13 protein-coding genes are annotated in these 19,722 nt (G+C 59.9%); 10 read left to right on the forward strand and 3 right to left on the reverse strand.

The window, feature by feature from the left end:
* The first annotated feature begins 121 nt into the window (after positions 1 to 121).
* Positions 122 to 628 carry a hypothetical protein gene (locus ACQY47_RS01490; protein ID WP_428554961.1) on the forward strand — a complete coding sequence of 169 codons (507 nt, stop codon included), beginning with the start codon at positions 122 to 124 and terminating at the stop codon, positions 626 to 628.
* 189 nt (positions 629 to 817) lie between these two features.
* Here ACQY47_RS01490 and ACQY47_RS01495 read toward each other — a convergent pair whose 3' ends face one another.
* Positions 818 to 5,686 carry an NAD-glutamate dehydrogenase gene (locus tag ACQY47_RS01495; RefSeq protein WP_017136646.1) on the reverse strand — a complete coding sequence of 1,623 codons (4,869 nt, stop codon included), beginning with the start codon at positions 5,684 to 5,686 and terminating at the stop codon, positions 818 to 820.
* 467 nt (positions 5,687 to 6,153) lie between these two features.
* Here ACQY47_RS01495 and ACQY47_RS01500 point away from each other — a divergent pair, with 467 nt between their 5' ends.
* From ACQY47_RS01500 to ACQY47_RS01535, 8 genes are all read left to right on the forward strand, one after another.
* Entirely contained in the window at positions 6,154 to 7,941 is a 1,788-nt protein-coding gene (locus tag ACQY47_RS01500; protein WP_428554964.1) for a dermonecrotic toxin domain-containing protein, read from the forward strand.
* Between the two features lie 122 nt (positions 7,942 to 8,063).
* Entirely contained in the window at positions 8,064 to 8,414 is a 351-nt protein-coding gene (locus tag ACQY47_RS01505) for a hypothetical protein (RefSeq protein ID WP_428554967.1), read from the forward strand.
* A 278-nt stretch (positions 8,415 to 8,692) separates the two neighbouring features.
* The gene (locus ACQY47_RS01510) at positions 8,693 to 9,652 is read left to right on the forward strand and encodes an AAA family ATPase (RefSeq protein WP_003174327.1); all 960 of its coding nucleotides are present in this window, start codon (positions 8,693 to 8,695) and stop codon (positions 9,650 to 9,652) included.
* A gap of 5 nt (positions 9,653 to 9,657) precedes the next feature.
* Complete coding sequence (locus ACQY47_RS01515) at positions 9,658 to 10,590, forward strand: DUF58 domain-containing protein (RefSeq protein ID WP_017136649.1); 933 nt, start codon at positions 9,658 to 9,660, stop codon at positions 10,588 to 10,590.
* On the forward strand, positions 10,587 to 11,081 hold the full coding sequence (locus ACQY47_RS01520; RefSeq protein ID WP_017136650.1) for a DUF4381 domain-containing protein: 495 nt from the start codon (positions 10,587 to 10,589) through the stop codon (positions 11,079 to 11,081). Before ACQY47_RS01515 ends, ACQY47_RS01520 begins: the two co-directional genes overlap by 4 nt.
* The gene (locus tag ACQY47_RS01525; RefSeq protein WP_017136651.1) at positions 11,074 to 12,162 is read left to right on the forward strand and encodes a vWA domain-containing protein; all 1,089 of its coding nucleotides are present in this window, start codon (positions 11,074 to 11,076) and stop codon (positions 12,160 to 12,162) included. The genes ACQY47_RS01520 and ACQY47_RS01525 overlap by 8 nt, the downstream gene beginning before the upstream one ends.
* Entirely contained in the window at positions 12,159 to 13,898 is a 1,740-nt protein-coding gene (locus ACQY47_RS01530) for a tetratricopeptide repeat protein (protein ID WP_428554974.1), read from the forward strand. The genes ACQY47_RS01525 and ACQY47_RS01530 overlap by 4 nt, the downstream gene beginning before the upstream one ends.
* Complete coding sequence (locus tag ACQY47_RS01535) at positions 13,895 to 15,535, forward strand: BatD family protein (protein WP_428554977.1); 1,641 nt, start codon at positions 13,895 to 13,897, stop codon at positions 15,533 to 15,535. The genes ACQY47_RS01530 and ACQY47_RS01535 overlap by 4 nt, the downstream gene beginning before the upstream one ends.
* A gap of 223 nt (positions 15,536 to 15,758) precedes the next feature.
* Here the strand turns inward: ACQY47_RS01535 and ACQY47_RS01540 are convergent, their stop codons facing one another.
* Positions 15,759 to 17,066: an IS4 family transposase gene (locus ACQY47_RS01540; protein WP_428557341.1), complete on the reverse strand. Its 1,308-nt coding sequence runs from the start codon at positions 17,064 to 17,066 to the stop codon at positions 15,759 to 15,761.
* A gap of 889 nt (positions 17,067 to 17,955) precedes the next feature.
* Between ACQY47_RS01540 and ACQY47_RS01545 the strand changes: the two genes are divergently transcribed.
* The gene (locus tag ACQY47_RS01545; protein ID WP_428554980.1) at positions 17,956 to 18,255 is read left to right on the forward strand and encodes a DUF6124 family protein; all 300 of its coding nucleotides are present in this window, start codon (positions 17,956 to 17,958) and stop codon (positions 18,253 to 18,255) included.
* Positions 18,256 to 18,582: 327 nt separating this feature from the next.
* Here the strand turns inward: ACQY47_RS01545 and ACQY47_RS01550 are convergent, their stop codons facing one another.
* Positions 18,583 to 19,530, reverse strand: a complete 948-nt coding sequence (locus ACQY47_RS01550) for a hypothetical protein (RefSeq protein WP_428554983.1) — start codon at positions 19,528 to 19,530, stop codon at positions 18,583 to 18,585.
* Positions 19,531 to 19,722: the final 192 nt, after the last annotated feature.

A 19,722-nucleotide genomic window follows, 5' to 3' on the forward strand; every position in this document is an offset into this window, starting at 1 on the left:
CATACGGATGAATACTTCTATGCAACCCCTCGCCTTTACGTTGCTCGCAGCCCTTTTCATACCATCGCTCACGGTTTTCGCATACGCCGGTGACGACGTAATCATCACACCCGCGCACCCCGTGTGGTTACTTGAACGGCCCGACGTCGACAGCCCGACGTTAACCACCGCTCGGACTTTTGGTGACAGCGCTTACAACGACTTCCACACCAAGGCCAGCCTGGAAATCAGCTGCCACCCGCAAAACCCTACAGCCGGGCTGGCGCTGCAAATAGCGCCGCAATCGTTGGGCTTCGACATTGAACCCTTTCATGGTCCAACCGCCAGCGCAAGTGGGCCGATGCGTATTGCCACGGGAACACGCACGGCCATCGAGTTGGCAGTCAATGGCGTTTGGACTTACGCCGGGTCTTTCCAGATAGGGACGGTCTTTGCGTTCAGCACCCAGGTGCCACGCGATGAGCTGGCCTACTGGGCCAGTGATGCCTCACGGGGCCAGACGCTGAAACTTTGGTTGGCGCCCGCCGTGGCAGGCGGCAAGCCGCTGACGGCAACCTTCACGCTGCCGGCAAACAACGATGGGTTGAAAAAGGTTATCCAGCCGTGTTTGGGCGCTGCCGGCGCGTGAGAACGCCTGGATACAGTGTGGGAGCTGGCTTGCCTGCGATAGCGGTGGGTCAGTAAGCCTTCCTGTCACTGAAAGACCGCTATCGCAGGCAAGCCAGCTCCCACAATGGGTTTGTGGTGTTTGCTGGAGGGCGTTCCAACAAAAAGCCCCCGCATCTTACGAGGCGGGGGCTTTTGTTTTACCGAGGGATCAAGCCGGTTGCAGCACCGACTGACCGCTCAACGCCAGGTCGAGCAACTCACGGTTGGCGACCGCATACATGGCGTAGTCCGTGCCGACTGCTGCACGGATTTCGACCATCATTGCGCGCCAGCGATCGGCCATGTCCTGGTGCTGCTCAAGCCACAGGGCCACGCGGGCTTCCATGTCTTGTGGCGCGTCGGCCATTTGCAGTACCGAGATGGTGATCGCCCGTTGCTGCCAGTCCACATCGTCGCGGAACGCTTCGCGGGCCTGGGCCTGCCAGTTGTTGGCCACCGGCAGATCGCTGATCTGCTGCAGGTACCACGGCAGGTCCAGCGCGCTGCCGACGGCGAAGTAGGCCTTGGCCACTTCGGCGGCGTCATGCCCGGTCACGTCGGCGGCTTCGATGATCGGCAGCAAGGTGTACAGGTGGGTCGTGCCTGCAACCATGCGCGCCAACAATTCCGGTACGCCGGCTTCGGTATAGGCCTGGTAGCGGTTCTGCCAGCCTTCGCGGGTCGGGCCTTCCAGCAATTCGTCGAGCTTGAGGCCCAACGCCGCCAGGTGCGGACCGAAGTGCGCGGTGTCGCGGCCAGCGTCCTGCTCGTTGCGACGGCTGCGCAGGAACCAGCGCGTGGCACGACGGCCCAGGCGCATCAGCTCATCCATCAGCTCCAGTTGCACGTCGGCGGACACCTGGTGGTCCAGGGCTTCGATCTGACGGAACCAGTGCGGGAGGTGGAAGATGTCACGCACGATCACGTAAGCACCGGCCACGTTCGCCGGGCTCATGCCGGTCGACTCTTTGAGTCGTTGAACGAAGGTAATGCCCATGTGGTTGACCAGGTCGTTGGCGATCTGGGTGCTGACGATTTCGCGCTTGAGGCGGTGACGGCGCATGGCTTCGCCGAACTTGGCCACCAGGCTCGGTGGGAACGCGGTCTCCATGTCACGGGTCAGGTAGTCGTCATCCGGCACCAGCGACTTGAGCAGGGCTTCCTTGAGGTCGATCTTGCTGTAGGAGATCAATACCGACAGCTCAGGACGGGTCAAACCCTTACCGGTGGAGGCACGCTCCACAAGCTGCTCTTCGGTCGGCAGGTACTCGATGGCGCGGTCCAGCTTGCCACGGCCTTCCAGGTCGCTCATCAGGCGCTTGTACTCGGCAGCACGCTCGTAAGCCTTGCGCGCGGCCAGGGACAACGCCTGGGTCTGCTTGTAGTTGTTGCCCAACACCAGGTTGCCGACTTCGTCGGTCATGCTCGCCAGCAGCTGGTTGCGCTGCTTGTCGGTCATGTCACCGGCCTGCACCACTTCGTTGAGCAGGATCTTGATGTTCACTTCGTGGTCGGAGCAGTCCACACCACCGGCGTTGTCGATGAAGTCAGTGTTGGAGCCGCCGCCATTGAGGCCGAATTCCACACGGCCCAATTGGGTCATGCCGAGGTTACCGCCCTCGCCCACTACTTTGCAGCGCAGCTCATTGCCATTGACGCGCAACGCGTCGTTGGCCTTGTCGCCCACGTCGGCGTGGCTTTCAGTGCTGGCCTTGACGTAAGTGCCGATACCGCCGTTCCACAACAGGTCCACCGGCGCCTTGAGCAAGGCGTTGAGCAGTTCGGTCGGGGTCAGCTTGTCGGCCTGGATGTCGAAGCGTTCTTTCATCTGTGGCGAAATAGCGATGCTTTTGGCACTGCGCGAGAAGATCCCGCCGCCTTCGGACATGATGCTGGTGTCGTAGTCGGTCCACGCCGAACGCGGCAGCTCGAACATGCGCTGGCGCTCGACGAAGCTGGTCGCCGGGTTCGGGTTCGGGTCGATGAAGATATGCAGGTGGTTGAAGGCCGCGACCAGTTGCAGCTTGTCGGACATCAGCAAGCCGTTACCGAACACGTCACCGGCCATATCGCCGACGCCCACCACGGTGATGCTGTCTTCCTGCACGTTGATGCCGCGCTCACGGAAGTGACGCTGCACACCGACCCACGCGCCCTTGGCGGTGATGCCCATTTTCTTGTGGTCGTAACCTGCCGAACCACCGGAAGCGAACGCGTCGCCCAGCCAGAAGCCGTAGTCGATGGCAATGCCGTTGGCGATGTCGGAGAAGGTCGCAGTGCCCTTGTCCGCCGCGACGACCAGGTACGGGTCATCGTCGTCATGACGCACGACGTTGACCGGTGGCACCAGGGCGCCGTCCTTGAGGTTGTCGGTAATGTCCAACAGGCCGGAAATGAAGATGCGGTAGCAGGCGATGCCCTCGGCCGCGATCTCGTCACGGGTGCCGCCCAATGGCAGGCGACGCGGCAGGAAGCCGCCCTTCGCGCCCACTGGCACGATGACCGAGTTCTTGACCTGCTGGGCTTTTACCAGGCCGAGCACTTCGGTACGGAAGTCTTCTTCACGGTCGGACCAGCGCAGGCCGCCGCGCGCAACGTTACCAAAGCGCAGGTGCACGCCTTCAACGCGCGGCGAGTACACGAAGATTTCAAACTTCGGCACCGGCTTGGGCAGCTCAGGAATCGCACGCGGGTCGAACTTGAAGCTGAAGTACGACTTGTTCTGGCCGTTGGCGTCGGTCTGGTAGAAGTTGGTGCGCAGGGTGGCCTTGATCAGGTCCAGGTAGCGACGCAGGATGCGGTCTTCGTTAAGCACCTGAACATCGTCCAGGGCCGTGAGAATCGCTTGTTCCAGGCGTTGCTGCTTGTCTTCCAGGTCGTCGGCGGTGAGCTTGCGCGCCAAGTAGAAGCGGGTCTTGAACAACCGGGTCAACTCACGAGCGATGTCGGTGTGGTTGTTCAGGGTGCTGGCGATGTAACCCAGGTCGAAGCCCAGGCGGATCTGCTTGAGGTAACGCGCGTAAGCACGCAGCAGCGCCACGTCGCGCCAAGGCAGGCCGGCGGTAAGTACCAGACGGTTGAACGCATCGTTTTCGGCATCGCCATGCACGATGTGCACGAACGCGTCCTGCAGGGTGTCGTTGAGCTGCTGGATATCCAGGTTCACGCCTTCGGCGGCAATGAACGCAAAATCATGGATCCAGAACTCACGGCCATTGGCGTGACGCAGGCGGTACGGGAACTCGCCCAGCACGCGCAGGCCGAGGTTTTCCAGGATCGGCAGCACGTCGGACAGCGCCAGTGGCGTGTCGGCGTGGTAGAGCTTGCAATGCAGCTCTCGCTGGCCGGAGACCTGGCCCAGCGGCTGATAGAAGCTCATGACCAACGGGTTGGCTTCGGTCAGGCTGTTGAGGTGCTGCATATCGACCACAGCCGAATGCGCAGCAAAACGCTCGCGGTAACCTGCCGGGAAGCCTTTCGGGAAATCCGCCAGCACGTTGGTGCCCTGGGCTTCGCCGAAGCTTTCCACCACCAGGCTGGCGTAGTCGTCCTGCCAGCTGCGGCAGGCCTGCACCACCTCTTTTTCCAGCTGAAGCGGGTCGATGTCCAGGCGGTTCTTCGGGTCAACCCGCAGAATCAACTGCACACGGGCCAGTACGGATTCGGAGAAGAAGGTCCAGAATTCGCAGTCCGAGGCTTTCAGGCGATCCATCAGCACTTGCTGGATCTTCTGGCGCACTTCGGTGGAATAGATGTCGCGCGGCACGTAGGCCAGGCAGTAGCAGAAACGACCGTACGGGTCTTTGCGCAGGAACACGCGAATCTTGTTGCGCTCCTGGATCTGCACGATCGACATCACGGTGTTGAACAGCTCGTCGACCGGGGTCTGGAACAGGTCATCACGCGGCAAGACTTCAACCACCTGGGCCAGCTCTTTGCCCAGGTGCGCCTTGGCCTGGAAGCCCGAGCGGCGCTCGATTTCCGCGACTTTACGGCGGATGTAAGGGATCACTCGCACGCTTTCGCCGTACACCGACGAGGTGTAGAGGCCCATGAAGCGGTGTTCCTTGATCACCTTGCCGTCGGCGCTGATCTCACGGATCGACACATAGTCCGGGTACGCTGGACGGTGCACGCGGCTTGGGTGCGCGGCCTTGGCGAACGACAGCACGGTCGGTTCACGCAGGTAAGCCACGGCATAGTCTTCGATGCGCGTGTCTTCGGCGGTAAGGCCGGCACGCAGCAATTTGGTCAGACCGAGGAAGGAGCCGGTGTCATATTCGATATGACCGCCGTCCGCCTCGTCACGTACCACAAACTCTTCATAGCCAAGGAAGGTGAAGTGGTTGCCCACCAGCCATTCCAGGAAGCTCTTGATCTCGGCTTTTTCTTCGCCGTCGATGCTGAACTGGCTCGCGTCGATACCGGCCAGCAGGTCCTGGACCTTGGCTTTCATCGGTTCGAAATCGGCCACGGCCACGCGCACTTCGCCCAGCACTTGCTCAAGCTCTTTGCTCAGCACGTTGAGTTCGGCGGCATTGGCGCAACGGTCGATTTCCAGGTACATCAGCGATTCTTGCAGAATGCCTTCGCCCTGGGTGCCTTTTGGCAGGATTTCCAGCAACTCGCCTTTTTTGCCGCGACGCACGCTGAGCACGGTGGTTTGCAGGGTGTGGATGCTGTAGCCACGGCGGTTCAGTTCGGTGCGTACCGAGTCGACCAGAAATGGCAGGTCATGGTGCAGTACTTCGACCGCGGTGTGGGTCGACTGCCAGCCATGACGTTCGTAATCGGGGTTGTAGACCCGCACTTGTGGTTGGGTGTGATCAAAGCGCTCAAGCAGGCGCCAGGCAGACAGGGTGCAACCGGCCAGGTCGGAAAGGCGACGTTGGGTCAGTTCGTCCAGGGAAATAATGCCGAAGAATTGCTCAGCGAACAGCGCCACTTGTGGCAGTGCCTGTTCACTGATGTGCTGCGCCAGTGCCGCTTGCAGTTGATGCTGGAAGTCGGACTTGCTGGCTGCGGTGAAGAACGCCATCTGTGGTACTCCGCTTGGGCTTGTTATTGATGGAAGCGTCGCGTGTTATCCCCTTGCGGGGAGACCGTCAGCTCTGTTCGTCAATAACCTTATAACGAATCGAGGTGACAGGTGGGTGAAGCTGCGCAAGGCGATCAGGTCACATCGGATGCGCCGTTTGGCAGGTGACGGTACGACGGGCAGGTCAACGGCCTGACGGTGGCGCATCCACTGCGCAGCTTAACGAGTGTAGGAAGACGGTTGCTTTCCGTACGGCGACATATTCGGTCAAGCGCAGGTAAACCTGAAGAAGCTCGCTTTCCCAGGCGCGGCAGGCGCGTCGATAGAGATCATTAACCGAGTCGATAGCATCTTTAGATGGGTGCAAATCGCCGGCGCAAACCAATCAGTAGTTAGTCAATGCACATCGCATTGATTGAGCAATACCCCAAGGACGGCCCACTCATTAATTGACGTGAGCTATTAGTATGAACAACGTAACTGCGAATATCTCTTATAAGCACACAAATGTTTCGGCGTATGTGCCGGTCGACGGCCCCACTGCTCCCATCGCCCCACCGAAGGCTCCAGCGATTAATGACCCTGCCCACCCCGAATCAAACGCGGGCTCATCAGGTGTCACGCCCTCTGCAACGCCTGACGGGCTCGACAACCCTCGTTGGGCGGCCCAATACCAAAAGTGGAAAGCATCCAGCTTTGGTAAATCCGACACGTGGAAGGACGCCCAGATCCCGGCACACCTTAGGGTCTTTCTGGAGCATGACCGATCTGTTCAGCTAGACGCCGGAATAAAAGATTATTCAACGATGAACTACGTTACTACACCTGAAATGAGAGAGAGCACCCGAAATCAGATAAAAGCGCACTACAAAGAACACCATGGATTGGACATCGACCCGGATAAAACGTACCTGATGACATTCGCCTACAACGTGAGGGGTCACACACCGCCCTACCCCGGCCGAATCATCAGCAAAATATCCTTGACGGATGCTGCGATCAAAAATATTCAAGACACCCCTGGCCATGACAAACTGCCCAAGGTCTCTTTCAATCGACATCAACAGACCCCACCGCCCATTGAGATCGTGGATCAGCTGACGATCGGGTATCACCGCAGCTCTGGCCGCCATGGCTACCAAAACAGCCCAACTGCACTGGAAACCCAACAGTACGAAGGGATTTACTTCGACCCTCCTGCAGAGGAACGCTACGACGCGTCCAACCAAGCCACCATCACGCCAAAATCATTCCGTTCCTATGTCTGGGATACCAGTTTCAGCAAAACACATAAAGCTGAGCTAAATAACTTCTGGAACGAATACCGAGACAAGTACAGCACGTTGTCCAAGATGTCTTTTGTGACTGCCGTGCATAAACAATTCAAGGAAAATACCCTAAGCCCAGAGGGCCGTGACCTGGCGATGCGGCTGACTGGCATCAGTGCGCAAAAGCCACTTGACTCATTGACGGCCAAGGACTTCCAAGCGGCCTATACCCAAGATCCCAATCTGGAACTAAAAGAACTTACGTTTGAAGGGCGGCTGGCGTCGGGCATTTTTTATGCCATCGATAAAACCACCCAAAAAACCCTGCTCTACATGACAGGCAATTCATCTCCCATCCATGAGTTCGACAACCCTACCCTGATGCGCAAGTGGTTGACCGAACAAATGACCGACGAAACAAAACGCAAACAGTTCGCCGAATATTTCAAGCTGAGCGACCGCGCAGACAGCGTATGGGAGGCCGGGATTGATGTGCACCTTGAAAAAACCGGGGAGCATGCAAAACATCATACTGACTGGTTGGAGGATAGGCCTTTCGGTGGAAAAACCATCGGAGGAGATCCGTTCCAAAGTTTGCAGGCCCGTGTGGAGCAATACACCTACAACGACGCTGATTCGACCTTCGTCAGCAATGACGACTGGAAGAAAAAGAACGTGCTCTGCGAACTAAAGAGCGCCAGCAAGTCCTTGCTGATACTTGCCCCGGTAGCGCTGGCCGTGCCGGAGATATGTATCGCGGTCTTGCTGCTTGATCTCGGCATCGCCGCCACAGAAATAGGTTTGGGTATCGATGATTACCGAAAAGGCCGGCCGGGTGCCGTTAACCGCATCACTTTCGGCGCTTTCAATGCGGTGAAGACAGTGGGCAAAGAAGCCGGTTCAAGAGTGTTTGGCCCCCTGGTGAAGCCGCCTATAGAGAGGAAGATTCTGCCCAAGATCATTCCGCAGATTAATCCGCCCACTTAACCCTGCGTTTATCAATAGGTGGCGCCCTGCATGGCTGCAGGAGCGTCATCTGCACCCGACCGTAAAAAACGTCATAATGCGAGATTGCGGCCACACCCGCCCGTCTTACCATAGGTTTTGTCATGAAGTTGAACACCGATGCACTGATGGCCACGCCCTGCGACGACGAAGAAGACAACATGGCCATGCTGTGCTGCCACGGCAACAATGGCGAGATGTTCATGCTCAGTCGTTATCCGGACGAGGATGAGGTTGAGCTGACCTGGGATTACGAACCGTCAACCCTGGATGGGCTGAAAGTCACCTTGAGTGACACCACATTGGTGATTGAACTGGCGGCGGGTGATGCCGATGCACTGGGTGGCAAAGACTGTTTGGAGATCACCCACACCACCGCCGCGTCGGATATGGCTGAAGTGGAAGAAACCTTGCAGAACATCCTCAAGGGCACCGGCACCTTTAGCCGGATTTAGGCTGTTCCAAGGATCAAATGTGGGAGCTGGCTTGCCTGCGATGCAGGCACCTCGGTGTATCAGGTCACTCCAGTTGATGCCATCGCAGGCAAGCCAGCTCCCACAGGGGCCGAGCGACCCTCAGTGGAATTTGTGCTTTCCACACAAAAATCCTACAAGTTTTGCTAAAAATACCCGCCGCGCCGTTAGTCGCTACACCCCGCGATGCATTAAAGTAGACGCCCCAGGCCCGGCGGTTTTTTCGACGTTCGGGCTCATCTCTCCAGGAACCGTCATCGATGGAACATCGTGAAGCGCTGCTTGCGCTGCGAACCTTTCTTTCTACGCAGATTCTCGGCCAGGAAAAACTCATCGATCGCCTGCTGATCGCCCTGCTCGCCGACGGCCATATGCTGGTCGAAGGCGCACCGGGCCTGGCCAAGACCAAGGCCATCAAAGAGCTGGCCGAAGGCATTGAAGCGCAGTTCCATCGTATTCAGTTCACCCCCGACCTGTTGCCGGCCGACATCACCGGCACCGAGATCTATCGCCCGGAAACCGGCAGCTTCGTGTTCCAGCAAGGCCCGATCTTTCACAACCTGGTACTGGCGGACGAAATCAACCGTGCGCCAGCCAAGGTGCAGTCTGCATTGCTCGAAGCCATGGCCGAGCGCCAGGTCAGTGTGGGTCGCAGCACCTACGACCTGTCGCCGCTGTTTTTGGTCATGGCCACGCAAAACCCCATTGAGCAGGAAGGCACTTACCCACTGCCCGAGGCCCAGCTCGATCGCTTCTTGATGCACGTCAAAATCGGTTTCCCGGACGCGGCGGTCGAACGACGCATCCTGCAGCAAGCCCGTGGCGAGGCACTCAATGGCGAAACCAAGCCCGAGCGCCGCGTGAGCCAGCAGGCGATTTTTGCCGCGCGCAAGGAAATCCTCGGCCTGTACATGGCCGATGCGGTGGAGGAATACCTGGTGCAACTGGTCATGGCCACGCGCACCCCGGCCAAGTTCGATCCCGAAATGGCCGAGTGGATCGCCTATGGCGCAAGCCCGCGCGGCTCCATCGCCCTCGACCGCTGCGCCCGCGCCCATGCGTGGCTGGCCGGGCGCGACTTTGTCAGCCCGGAAGATATCCAGGCAGTACTGTTTGATGTGCTGCGTCACCGCATCATCCTGTCGTTCGAGGCCGAAGCGGCCGGCATTGACCAGGACCGCGTGGTGCAACGCATTCTCGACGTCGTTGCCGTCGCTTGAACCCCATGAATGCCGGCGATGGAATCCGCGTCACGCTCAGCGAATTGATTGAGATGCGCCACCGCGTGCGCGAAGTGCAGCTGTTTTCCACGCCAAGCCAGCGCAGCCCGCTGATTGGCCTGCACCACTCCAAGCTGCGTGGGCGCGGTGTCGACTTCGACCAAGTTCGCGTGTACCAGGCTGGCGACGATGTGCGCACCATCGACTGGCGCGTGACGGCCCGCACCCAGGAGCCGCACACCAAGCTGTTTCATGAAGAACGTGAGCGGCCGATTTTCATCATGGTTGAGCAAAGCTGTCGGCTGTTCTTCGGCTCCGGGCAAATGTTCAAATCGGTACTCGCCGCCCAAGCCGCCAGCTTGATCGGCTGGGCCGCCCTGGGGCACAACGACCGCGTCGGCGGGTTGGTATTCGGCGACAGCGAGCACTACGAAATCAAGCCCCGGCGCAGTAAACAAAGCCTGCTGCAATTGCTTAACCGCCTGGTGCGCGTGAACCAGAGCCTGAATACCGAAAGCCGCCCCGAAGCCGACGCGTTGGGCATGGCGCTGCGCCGTGGCCGCGAAGTGTTGCGCCCGGGCAGCCTGGTGATTGTGATCTGCGATGAACGCGCGCTGACCGAAGGCGCCGAGCAACAGCTGAGCCTGCTGTCACGCCATTGCGACCTGTTATTGTTGCCGATCTCCGACCCGCTGGACCACGCCCTGCCCGCCGCCGGGCTGCTGCGTTTCGCTGAACGTGGCGCGCAATTGGAACTGGACACGCTGAATTTCGATTTGCGCCAGGCCTATAAAGCCCAGGCTGAGGAACGCATTGCACGTTGGGAACTGCTGGCACAGAAGCTGCGCATTCTATTGATGCCCCTGAGCACCCAAAGCGAGATGGTCGAGCAATTGCGCGAATACCTCAACCCGCAACGCCCGGTTAAAAAGCAATGAGCAGCCTCGACCAACTGCAGCCACTGATCGCCCCGCCGGCCATCGGGTTCTGGCCGCCTGCGCCGGGTTGGTGGCTGTTGCTGCTGGTGATCCCGCTGCTGGGCTGGGGCCTATGGTGGTTGCGCCGTTTCCTGCCCACCCGACGCCCCGTGGCCCGCGCCGAACAACCGCTGGACCCGCTGCGCATCGCCGCCCTGGCCGAACTTGCGCTGATGCCCAAACCCTACGACGGCGCGCCCGCCGGTGCCTGGCTGCAGCAGCTCAATGGCCTGCTCAAGCGCCTGTGCCGCAACGACTACCCCTACAGCCAGAGCCACACATTAAACGGGCGCAAATGGCTGGCGTTCCTCGACAACCGTTGCCCGGCCGCCGGGCTTACACGCTGGATGGTGTTGGTCGAAGGCGCCTACAAACCCGAATGCAAACTCGACGACAAGGCCATCGCCGGCCTGACCCAAGCGGTCGATACCTGGATTCGCAAACATGTTTGAGTTCGCCTGGCCGTGGATCTTCGCCCTGTTGCCCTTGCCGTGGTTGATGCGCTTCATCCTGCCAGTGGCCGACAGCGGCGAACCCGCGCTGAAGGTCAGCTACCTGGCCGACCTTGAGGGCCTGGCGCGCCGCCGTGCGCGGGTCAACCTGCCCGGCTGGCGCCAGCAAGCGCCGTTCGTGGTGCTGTGGCTGCTGCTGCTGACCGCCGCCGCGCGCCCGGAATGGCTTGGCGAACCGCTGCCCATTGCCGCCAGCGGCCGTGACTTGCTGGTGGCCGTGGATGTGTCCGGCTCCATGGATTTCCCTGACATGCACTGGCAGGACGATGACGTCAGCCGCCTGAGCCTGGTGCAGCATTTGCTCGGCGACTTCCTGGAAAGCCGTGAAGGCGACCGCGTAGGCCTGATCCTGTTTGGCAGCCAGGCTTACCTGCAAGCCCCGCTGACCTTCGACCGGCGCACCGTGCGCACCTGGCTGGATGAAGCACGTATCGGCATCGCCGGCAAAAACACCGCCATCGGCGATGCGATTGGCCTGGCCTTGAAACGCCTGCGCCAGCGCCCGGCGCAAAGCCGTGTGCTGATCCTGGTCACCGATGGCGCCAACAATGCCGGGCAGATCGACCCGCTGACCGCCGCGCGCCTGGCGGCCGAAGAAGGCGTAAAAATCTACCCGATCGGCATCGGCGCCGACCCCGAGCAAACCGGTTCGTTGGGCATCCTGGGCGTCAACCCGAGCCTGGACCTGGATGAACCGGCCTTGAAGGCCATCGCGGACGCCACCGGTGGCCGCTACTTCCGCGCCCGCGACGGCGACGAGCTGCAAAAAATCAAACAAACCCTGGACCAGCTTGAGCCCGTCGCGCAACAGCCGACCCAGGCACGCCCGGCCCAGGCGCTGTACAGCGCACCGCTGGCGCTGGCGTTGATCCTGAGCATGTTGCTGGTGGTTCAAGAACGCTGGCCTAATAACCCCTTGCAACGCACCTTCAACAAACTCTCGACCAAGGGCATTTTCCTGCAACAGCACCCGCAATGGCGCCAACGCCTTAAACGCCTGCGCTTGCGGAGGCGTCGATGATCGACCTGTGGCCACACTGGTTTCGCCCTTGGTGGTTGCTGCTGCTGCCGTTGCTCGGCTGGCTGCTGTGGCAGCTGTGGCACCGACAAAAGCGCGCCGGGCGCTGGCAAATGATTTTGCCGCCGGCGTTTCATGCGGTGCTGCTCAGTGGCGGCAATGGCCGCGAGAGTAAATCGCCCTGGGTGGTGTTGGGCATCGCCTGGCTGCTAGCCGTGCTGGCATTGCTTGGCCCCAGTTGGCAAAGGGTTGAACAGAACAGCCAGAAACCGGCCGACCCGGTGGTGGTGCTGTTGGAGCTGACCCCGGAAATGCTCGCCACCGACAGCCCGCCCAATCGTTTAGAGCAGGCGCGGCGCAAGCTCTATGACTTGCTGCAGGCACGCGACAACGCGCCCACCGCCATCGTCGTGTATGCCGGCAGCGCCCATACGCTGGTGCCGCTGTCGGATGATCTGGCCACCAGCCGCAACCTGCTCGAAGCCCTGCGCCCCTCGATCATGCCCGAGCCAGGCCATCGTGCCGATCTGGCGGTGGAAAAAGCCCTGGGTTTGCTCAAGCAAGCCGGTCTCGGCCAGGGGCGCCTGTTGCTGGTCGGCTCGTCGCTGTCGAAACAGGAGCGTCAAGGCATTCGCCTGCAGTTGCAGAGCGCCCAGGCCCTCAGCTTGTCGATCCTCGGCATCGGCAGCCGCGAAGGCACGCCGGTGACCCAGGAAAGCGGTGAGTTCCTTAAGGATGACCAGGGCGCCATTCTGGTGCCGCGCCTGGACGGCCCGACGCTCAAGGCGTTTGCCAGTGAAATGGGCGGCCGCTACCGCGCCGCGCGCCTGGATGACAAAGACCTGCGCCAGCTCAACCTGCTCGATGGCCCGCAGGCCCTGCGCAACGACGGCCAACTGCTGCACCTCGACACCTGGGCCGACCAGGGTTACTGGCTGCTGCTACCGTTATTGTTGCTCGCCGCCTGCGCCGGGCGTCGCGGCTGGCTGTTCTGCTTGCCGTTACTGTTACTCGGTGCGCCGCAGCCCAGCTATGCCTTTGAACTTCAGGACCTGTGGCTGCGACCCGACCAGCAAGGCCAATATCTGCTGAAGAAACAACGCCCCAACGAGGCCGCCAAACACTTCGAAGACCCGCAATGGCAAGGCGTGGCACTGTATGAGGCGGGCAACTACGCCGAGGCGATCAAGCGTTTTGCCCAAGGCAATGACGCGTATTCCCACTACAATCGCGGGAATGCGCTGGCCAAATCCGGCGAACTGGAAGCCGCCATCGACGCTTATGAGCAAGCACTCGAAGCCCAGCCCGACCTGCAACCGGCGCTGAAAAACAAAGCGCTGGTCGAAACACTGATCCAGGAAAAGGCCCAGCCCGAGCCGGCCAAGCCTGTCAAAAATGAGGATGACGAAACCACCCAACCCGGCCAAACTGCGCAACCGGGCAGCAGCGGCCAAAGTGCCACGGGGGGCGAGCAATCACCCCAAGGCCAAGGCCAGGCCAGTGCCGGCGATAACCAGACGGGCGCCACGCCCAAAGCCGGCGGCAACGACGTACCGGGCAGCGAGCTAGGGGACGAACACACCACCACCCCGCCCTTGCGCCCCGCCGATGCCAGCCTCGATGGCGAGCACCGCCAGGCGCTGGAGCAATGGCTGCAGCAGATCCCGGACAACCCCGGCGAACTGCTGCGACGTAAATTCTGGTACGAACAGCAACAACATCAGGACAAGACTCGATGAGCCGCCGCACCACCCTTCTGCTCCTGCTCGCCCTGTCGGCAAGCCACGCCCAGGCGGCCAACCTGGTGGCGAGTGTCGACCGCAGCCGCGTCAATTCCGGGGAAACGGTGGAGTTGACAGTGGAATCCAGCGACGTCACCCAGTTCGGCAAACCCGACTTGTCACCTCTGGATGCGCAGTTTGAAGTGAGCGGCACGCGCCAGATCAACCAGCTGACTACCTTGGGCGGCGATAACCACGCCACCACGCGCTGGATCATCACGTTGCTGCCCAAGGAAAACGGCACCGTGGTGATTCCGCCGCTGCAAGTGGGCGAACTCAAGACCCAGCCGATCAGCCTGCAAGTGCTGGAAACCGCCAGCCAGAACACCAGTGCCGAACTGGCCCCGGTGTTTATCGAAGCCAATCTGGACCAGAGCAGTGTGTACGTTCAGGCCCAGGTGCTGTTGACCGTGCGCGTGTACCACTCGGTGTCGCTGTATGACGACAGCAGCCTCACGCCGTTGCAAATCCCCGATGCGCGCATTGAACAATTGGGCGAGTCGCGCACTTACGAGAAGGTCATCAACAGCATTCGCCACGGCGTAATCGAAACCCGCTATGCGATTTACCCGCAGCACAGCGGTGCCTTGGTGATTCCGGCGCAGACTTTCAGCGCCACCTTGGTGGAATCGCGCCCGCCCCAAGAGAACACGCTGCAGGGCACCAAGCCGGGCAAGTTGATTCACGTAAGCTCTGCCCAATTGCCGCTGACCGTCAAGCCCAAGCCGGAGTTCTACCCCGCCGACGCCGCCTGGCTGCCCGCGCGCAGCCTGACCCTGAGCGAAGTCTGGAACCCCGAGCCTGATCACGTTCAAGTGGGCGACTCCCTGACCCGCAGCCTCACAGTCAAGGCCGAAGGCCTGTCCAGCGCCCAGTTGCCGGCCCTGCCCAGCAGCGACATCAATGGCCTGCGCCGCTACCCGGACCAGCCGGTGCTCGGCAACCAAAACAGCGACCGTGGCCTGATCGGCAGCCGTGAGGACCGCGAAGCCCTGGTGCCAACCCGCGCCGGTGCCGTGGAGTTGCCCGCCGTGGAAGTGGTGTGGTGGAACACCCACGAAGATCACCTGGAACGCACCAGCCTGCCCGCACGCACGCTGCAAGTGGCGACCAACCCAAGCCTGGTGGTGGACACGCCCGCCACACCAACGGTCATTACCGCACCGGACGATAGCCGGCTTTGGCTGTGGCAACTGAGCACCTTGATACTTGCCTGCACCACGCTGTTGGGTTTCGGCCTGTGGTGGCGCGCACGTCGCCAACCCGCCGTGCAACGCGCCGTACAAACCGGCCCGAGCCCGCGCTCGCTGTTGGACGACCTCAAGCGCGCCACCCAGGCCAACGACCCGCAAGCCACGCGCCAGGCACTGGATGCCTGGGCGCGGCAACAGCCGGAAACCCTGGCCGACATGGCGGCGCGGTTCGTGCCGCTGTCGGATGCCTTGGATGGGTTGAACGGCGCGCTGTACAGCGAGAGCGGCCAATACTGGCTGGGTGAAGATTTATGGCGTGCGGTCAAGGCCATCCCGATGGTGGAGCGCGAGCAAGATCCGGCGACGGATAGCACCAGTTTGCCGCCGTTGTATCCCAAGTAACCTCGATCCAATTCAGAGCACAAATCCCTGTGGGAGCTGGCTTGTCGAGTCGTCGCAGCATGGGTATCTACACAAATATTGGCGTTTGTGGTGTTGGGCTGTTTTATCGTTGCAGTGGGGTGGTGGAGTACATATCCGTTGCTGCGGTAACGGCTACTTAGGGTTCCGCCCTTACGGCCATGCCTTTCAAGGTCTATGTTTAAGAGTCCGTTTAACGTCATGTTTAGGCCTGTTTATCCGCCTTGGCAGCCTTAAGCACCCGAGCTGTTGAGACATGCGCCCGTGCCGCCTTACCTTCCAGCCACTCCTTGGGTTTAGCGACTTTGGCGCCGCGAGGGCTCTTTGCGACGGACTTGGGTTTGATCAACCTCGCCAGGGCCAGTAATCGCTCTGCCAGCCCTTGCGAGGTCTTTTCAAGGGGGAAATTTTCCGCAGGCAATGCGATCTGCAAACCCTGATAATCACCGCGAACATGCACCGCCAAGTGGAAAATCGAAGCTTCCCAACCCTCTGGCTGTGTTTCCCGGTGCGCCTGCTCAACACTACGTTTGAGAACCGATAAAACGTTGTAAGCCAGCACCGCCGAGGCAAAGCCCAGCAGCGCGGCTTTCGGGCTGCCAAAGCTTGTGATTTCACTCTCCAGTACCGATTCAAGGCGTTGGAACATGCCTTCAATACTCCAGCGACGACGGTACAAATCAGCTATCTGTTGAGCACTGATGGTGTCGGGCAAATTGCTCCAGAACCACATCACCACATCACCTGAGTCATTCGCTGTTTGCAGGCTCAATTCAACGCGTCTCCAGCGGCGGCCACTGGTCACTTCGATGATTTGTTCGCGAACGGTGCCGCTATCGACTGCTCCTGAATCTTGCCACTCACTTTCTTGGACGAGTCGTGGATGTTTGCTGGGTTGGCGAACGATGAACGAAGCCCCCGTGTCCTCGCAGGCTTGCAAGACGGGCAGCGTGCAATAGAGCCGGTCAGCCATCCACAACTGGCCCGCGCATGCGCGGGCCAGTAGCGGTAAAACACTGACTCGCTCACTGGCGTAGGCATCTTCCCACGGCTGAAGATCAACGACTAAATCCAGATCCGGATCGTAGGCAACTACTGAAAATCCTGGGCGTGCTGCGCCGCGCTCATTGCGCAGAGCACCTAGACGTTTTTCAGTGGCCGGCAGATGGTTGCCATCAACAATACGCAACTGCCAACCGGGAAGGATCGATGAATGGCCAAGCGTTTCTACGGTCGGTATCAAACGCTCGGCACTGCCCGAAATGAGGGCGCGCAGAAGCTCGGGTTCGGTTCGCTTGATCTTGTCATAGAGGGCTGCAAGGCTGACCGAAAGGCCCTCCATCTTGCGCGCCGCCGCGTGTAATGACGGCCTCAAGCCCAATGAAACAAGGGACATCAGCTCAACAACGGTTGAAAACAAAAGCTCACGGGAGTACTGACGCTGGCGATGATCATCGAACACCTTGTCTACCCACTTGGCATCTACGGCCTGCTCCAAGACCAGCTTGGTCATGACACTGGCTGGTGCTTGTTTTTCAAACCGTTCTAAAACCTTTTCCCACATAGCTTCGTCGTCCTGACTGAATTGATTAGGGGATTTTAAACCAAGACCTTGAAAGGCATGGCTCTTACAGCGGGTCACTTTTGGCAAACGCCCGGAATGCCGGCCCAGCCAAAAGTAACCAAAAGGTCTGTGCCCCACCACTCGGCACCTCGCTTAGGCTCGGTGTGCCAGAACGAAGGCTTGAATCCGTGGGCCGCCGCGATGGGCCATCCTTGGCCCAGCGCGGCTAACCCGGCGTCCTGCCGGGTTACCCACGGATTCAAGCCTGCGTTCGGCCATCGTGGTTAACGGGGCGCCTCAGATCAAAATCAAAATCTACAGCACGGCGGCCTGAAAGCCGACCTGAGTGGTTGAAGCAAGAGCCAGGTCAAGTGCGAAGCAAAAGCCTATCTGAATACACTGAAGAACTGCTTTTCTGTGGGAGCTGGCTTGCCTGCGATGCAGACACCTCGGTACATCAGGCACACCGAGTTGATGCCATCGCAGGCAAGCCAGCTCCCACAGATGATGGGTGTTGCCCGGGCGACATGCATTGTTAAAGGCCAGCAGTCCATATCCCTTTAATTTGCGGGAAGTTTCCTAGACAATCCTTTGGCCTTGCGCCTGCTCACTTCACTGGCTAGCCTTCGCTCCGTCGCTGCATATCAGCGATCGGGTGTGAGATCCCGTGTATGAACGGACGTAATGCGCTACAACCGCCTATGGCGGCTGTGTGCGGGCAGACTTCGGTCTGGCCGGGTCCTGTTCACCGGTATCTCACCCCGCACATAGCTGCCACCTTTTTTGACGTGTGAGATCGGCAAAAAAATGGCTCCCAGCCAGAACAGGTACTTCACACATGACCAAAATCGTCCCAGACCCACCCCGCTTCACCCCCGACCGCGAAATCTTCGAACGCGCCCTGAGCCATTATCTACAACCCGACTCGCCGCCCTCCTTCACCGTGCATCGAGACCTCAGCTTCGAAGACGCCCTCGCCCAAATCTGCGACGTGCTGCGCTGTGCAGCCGCCACCGCAGCGGGCACCCGCGAGGGGCTGACAGGCGATGAACGCCACATGGCCGGCGCCACCGAGCACTTGATCAACCAGGCCAAAACCCTTGCCGACCGTGCATTGGAGTGCCTGCACGCCGCGTGACCCCTGTGGGAGCCGGCTTGCCGTATCTACACAATTTCTGTTGAACACAACGGCTCTACGAAGTGGGCTGTTGTGGCGAGCAGGCTTGCCCTGCGTGGGCTGCGCAGCGGCCCCAATGTAGACATCGAGATAGTCCTGAAAGAACTCTGAGTCTGTTTTCTGGGGCTGCTGCGCAGCCCAACGCAGGGCAAGCCTGCTCGCCACGGGGGAACGTGGCAGCTTAAAAAAGTGTGTAGATACCTATGCTGCGATGCAGACACCTCGGTTTTTCAGGCACACCCAGGTGATGCCGTCGCAGGCAAGCCAGCTCCCACAGCGGCATCACCGTCAATGGGAGAACGATGCACCATTGAGCGAGTTAAAATCGGCTACAACGTCGTAGACATAGTGCAGATTCTCCCGGTCAAAGCGGCCGTCCTGCTCACCCGGGCCATCGTCGCCAACCCCAATATCCAGCGCCAACAGAAGCTGGGGACGTGACAGAAGTTCTAAAGCACACTCTTGTGCCCGAGCAGAAAAAGTCCTGTTGCTGGGCACCCACCCGGCGGCTTCTTTCAATTCATTAACATTCACAAAACGGTCGCCGGCACCGGCGGCGAACTCGTGGAAGTGGTCGGCTATCAGCCCCAATAAGTGCCGCTCGCTCCACAAGGGGTGGGGGCCGACTTTAGGCGCCGCATCGTCGCGGGGAGCCAGCCATTGTTTTTCGTCGAGCGCGCTGTAGCCCTTCTCGGTGAATGCTTGCCACATGCTCGCCGGTGTTCCGTCTACCGCATAACCGCTGACAGTGAACCCTTCCAGTACATCGTTGTTTGCCTCTGTACCGCGGCTTTTGCCTGTTGCACTCAGCGATGCATCAATCCAGTTAAGGACTCTGGCCGCATTGTAGGCCGCATCCGCTCGAGCCTGGGGATACGGATTACTCAAGGTCCAATCGCCCAACTGTGTATAGGCCATTTCAAAATAGATATTGTTTTCACGCACCGGTTGTTTCACTACTATTTTGCCGTCCACGTTATCCACCCAGTCACGACGAATATTTTTTTGGCTGTCCAGCCAACTAAGTATGGGGTTGTCATTAATGATTTGCTCAGCGGATCGAGTATCGCCCAGGGGGCGCTGGAGATTTTCCCTCGGGACAACATGCTGATTTTTCTCGCCGCGCAGCGGGTCGATGGGGCCGCGCACAGGCGTTGGCACATAGATTGGAAAGAGTTCCCCTGCGCTAAAGCCCCGTCGTTCAGGTTCGTGCTGATCAATATTACCCAGAGACATTGTGTAGTGACTCCAAAAGGAAAAAGATGCCTCGCAGAATTCGGGAGGTCATTCTTAATTAACGCAGGTCAGAACTCTGGTTCCCTTACAGGGATCACCGAATGGGGCTGCATTCGTCGGCAAATGTTTCCACTGTGGTGTTGCGTAGATTCCCCGGTCTCCCCCCGACAAGCCCGCATACCAGCGGTTTTT

The organism is Pseudomonas edaphica (assembly GCF_965277385.1).
Classification (GTDB): Bacteria; Pseudomonadota; Gammaproteobacteria; order Pseudomonadales; family Pseudomonadaceae; genus Aquipseudomonas; species Aquipseudomonas edaphica.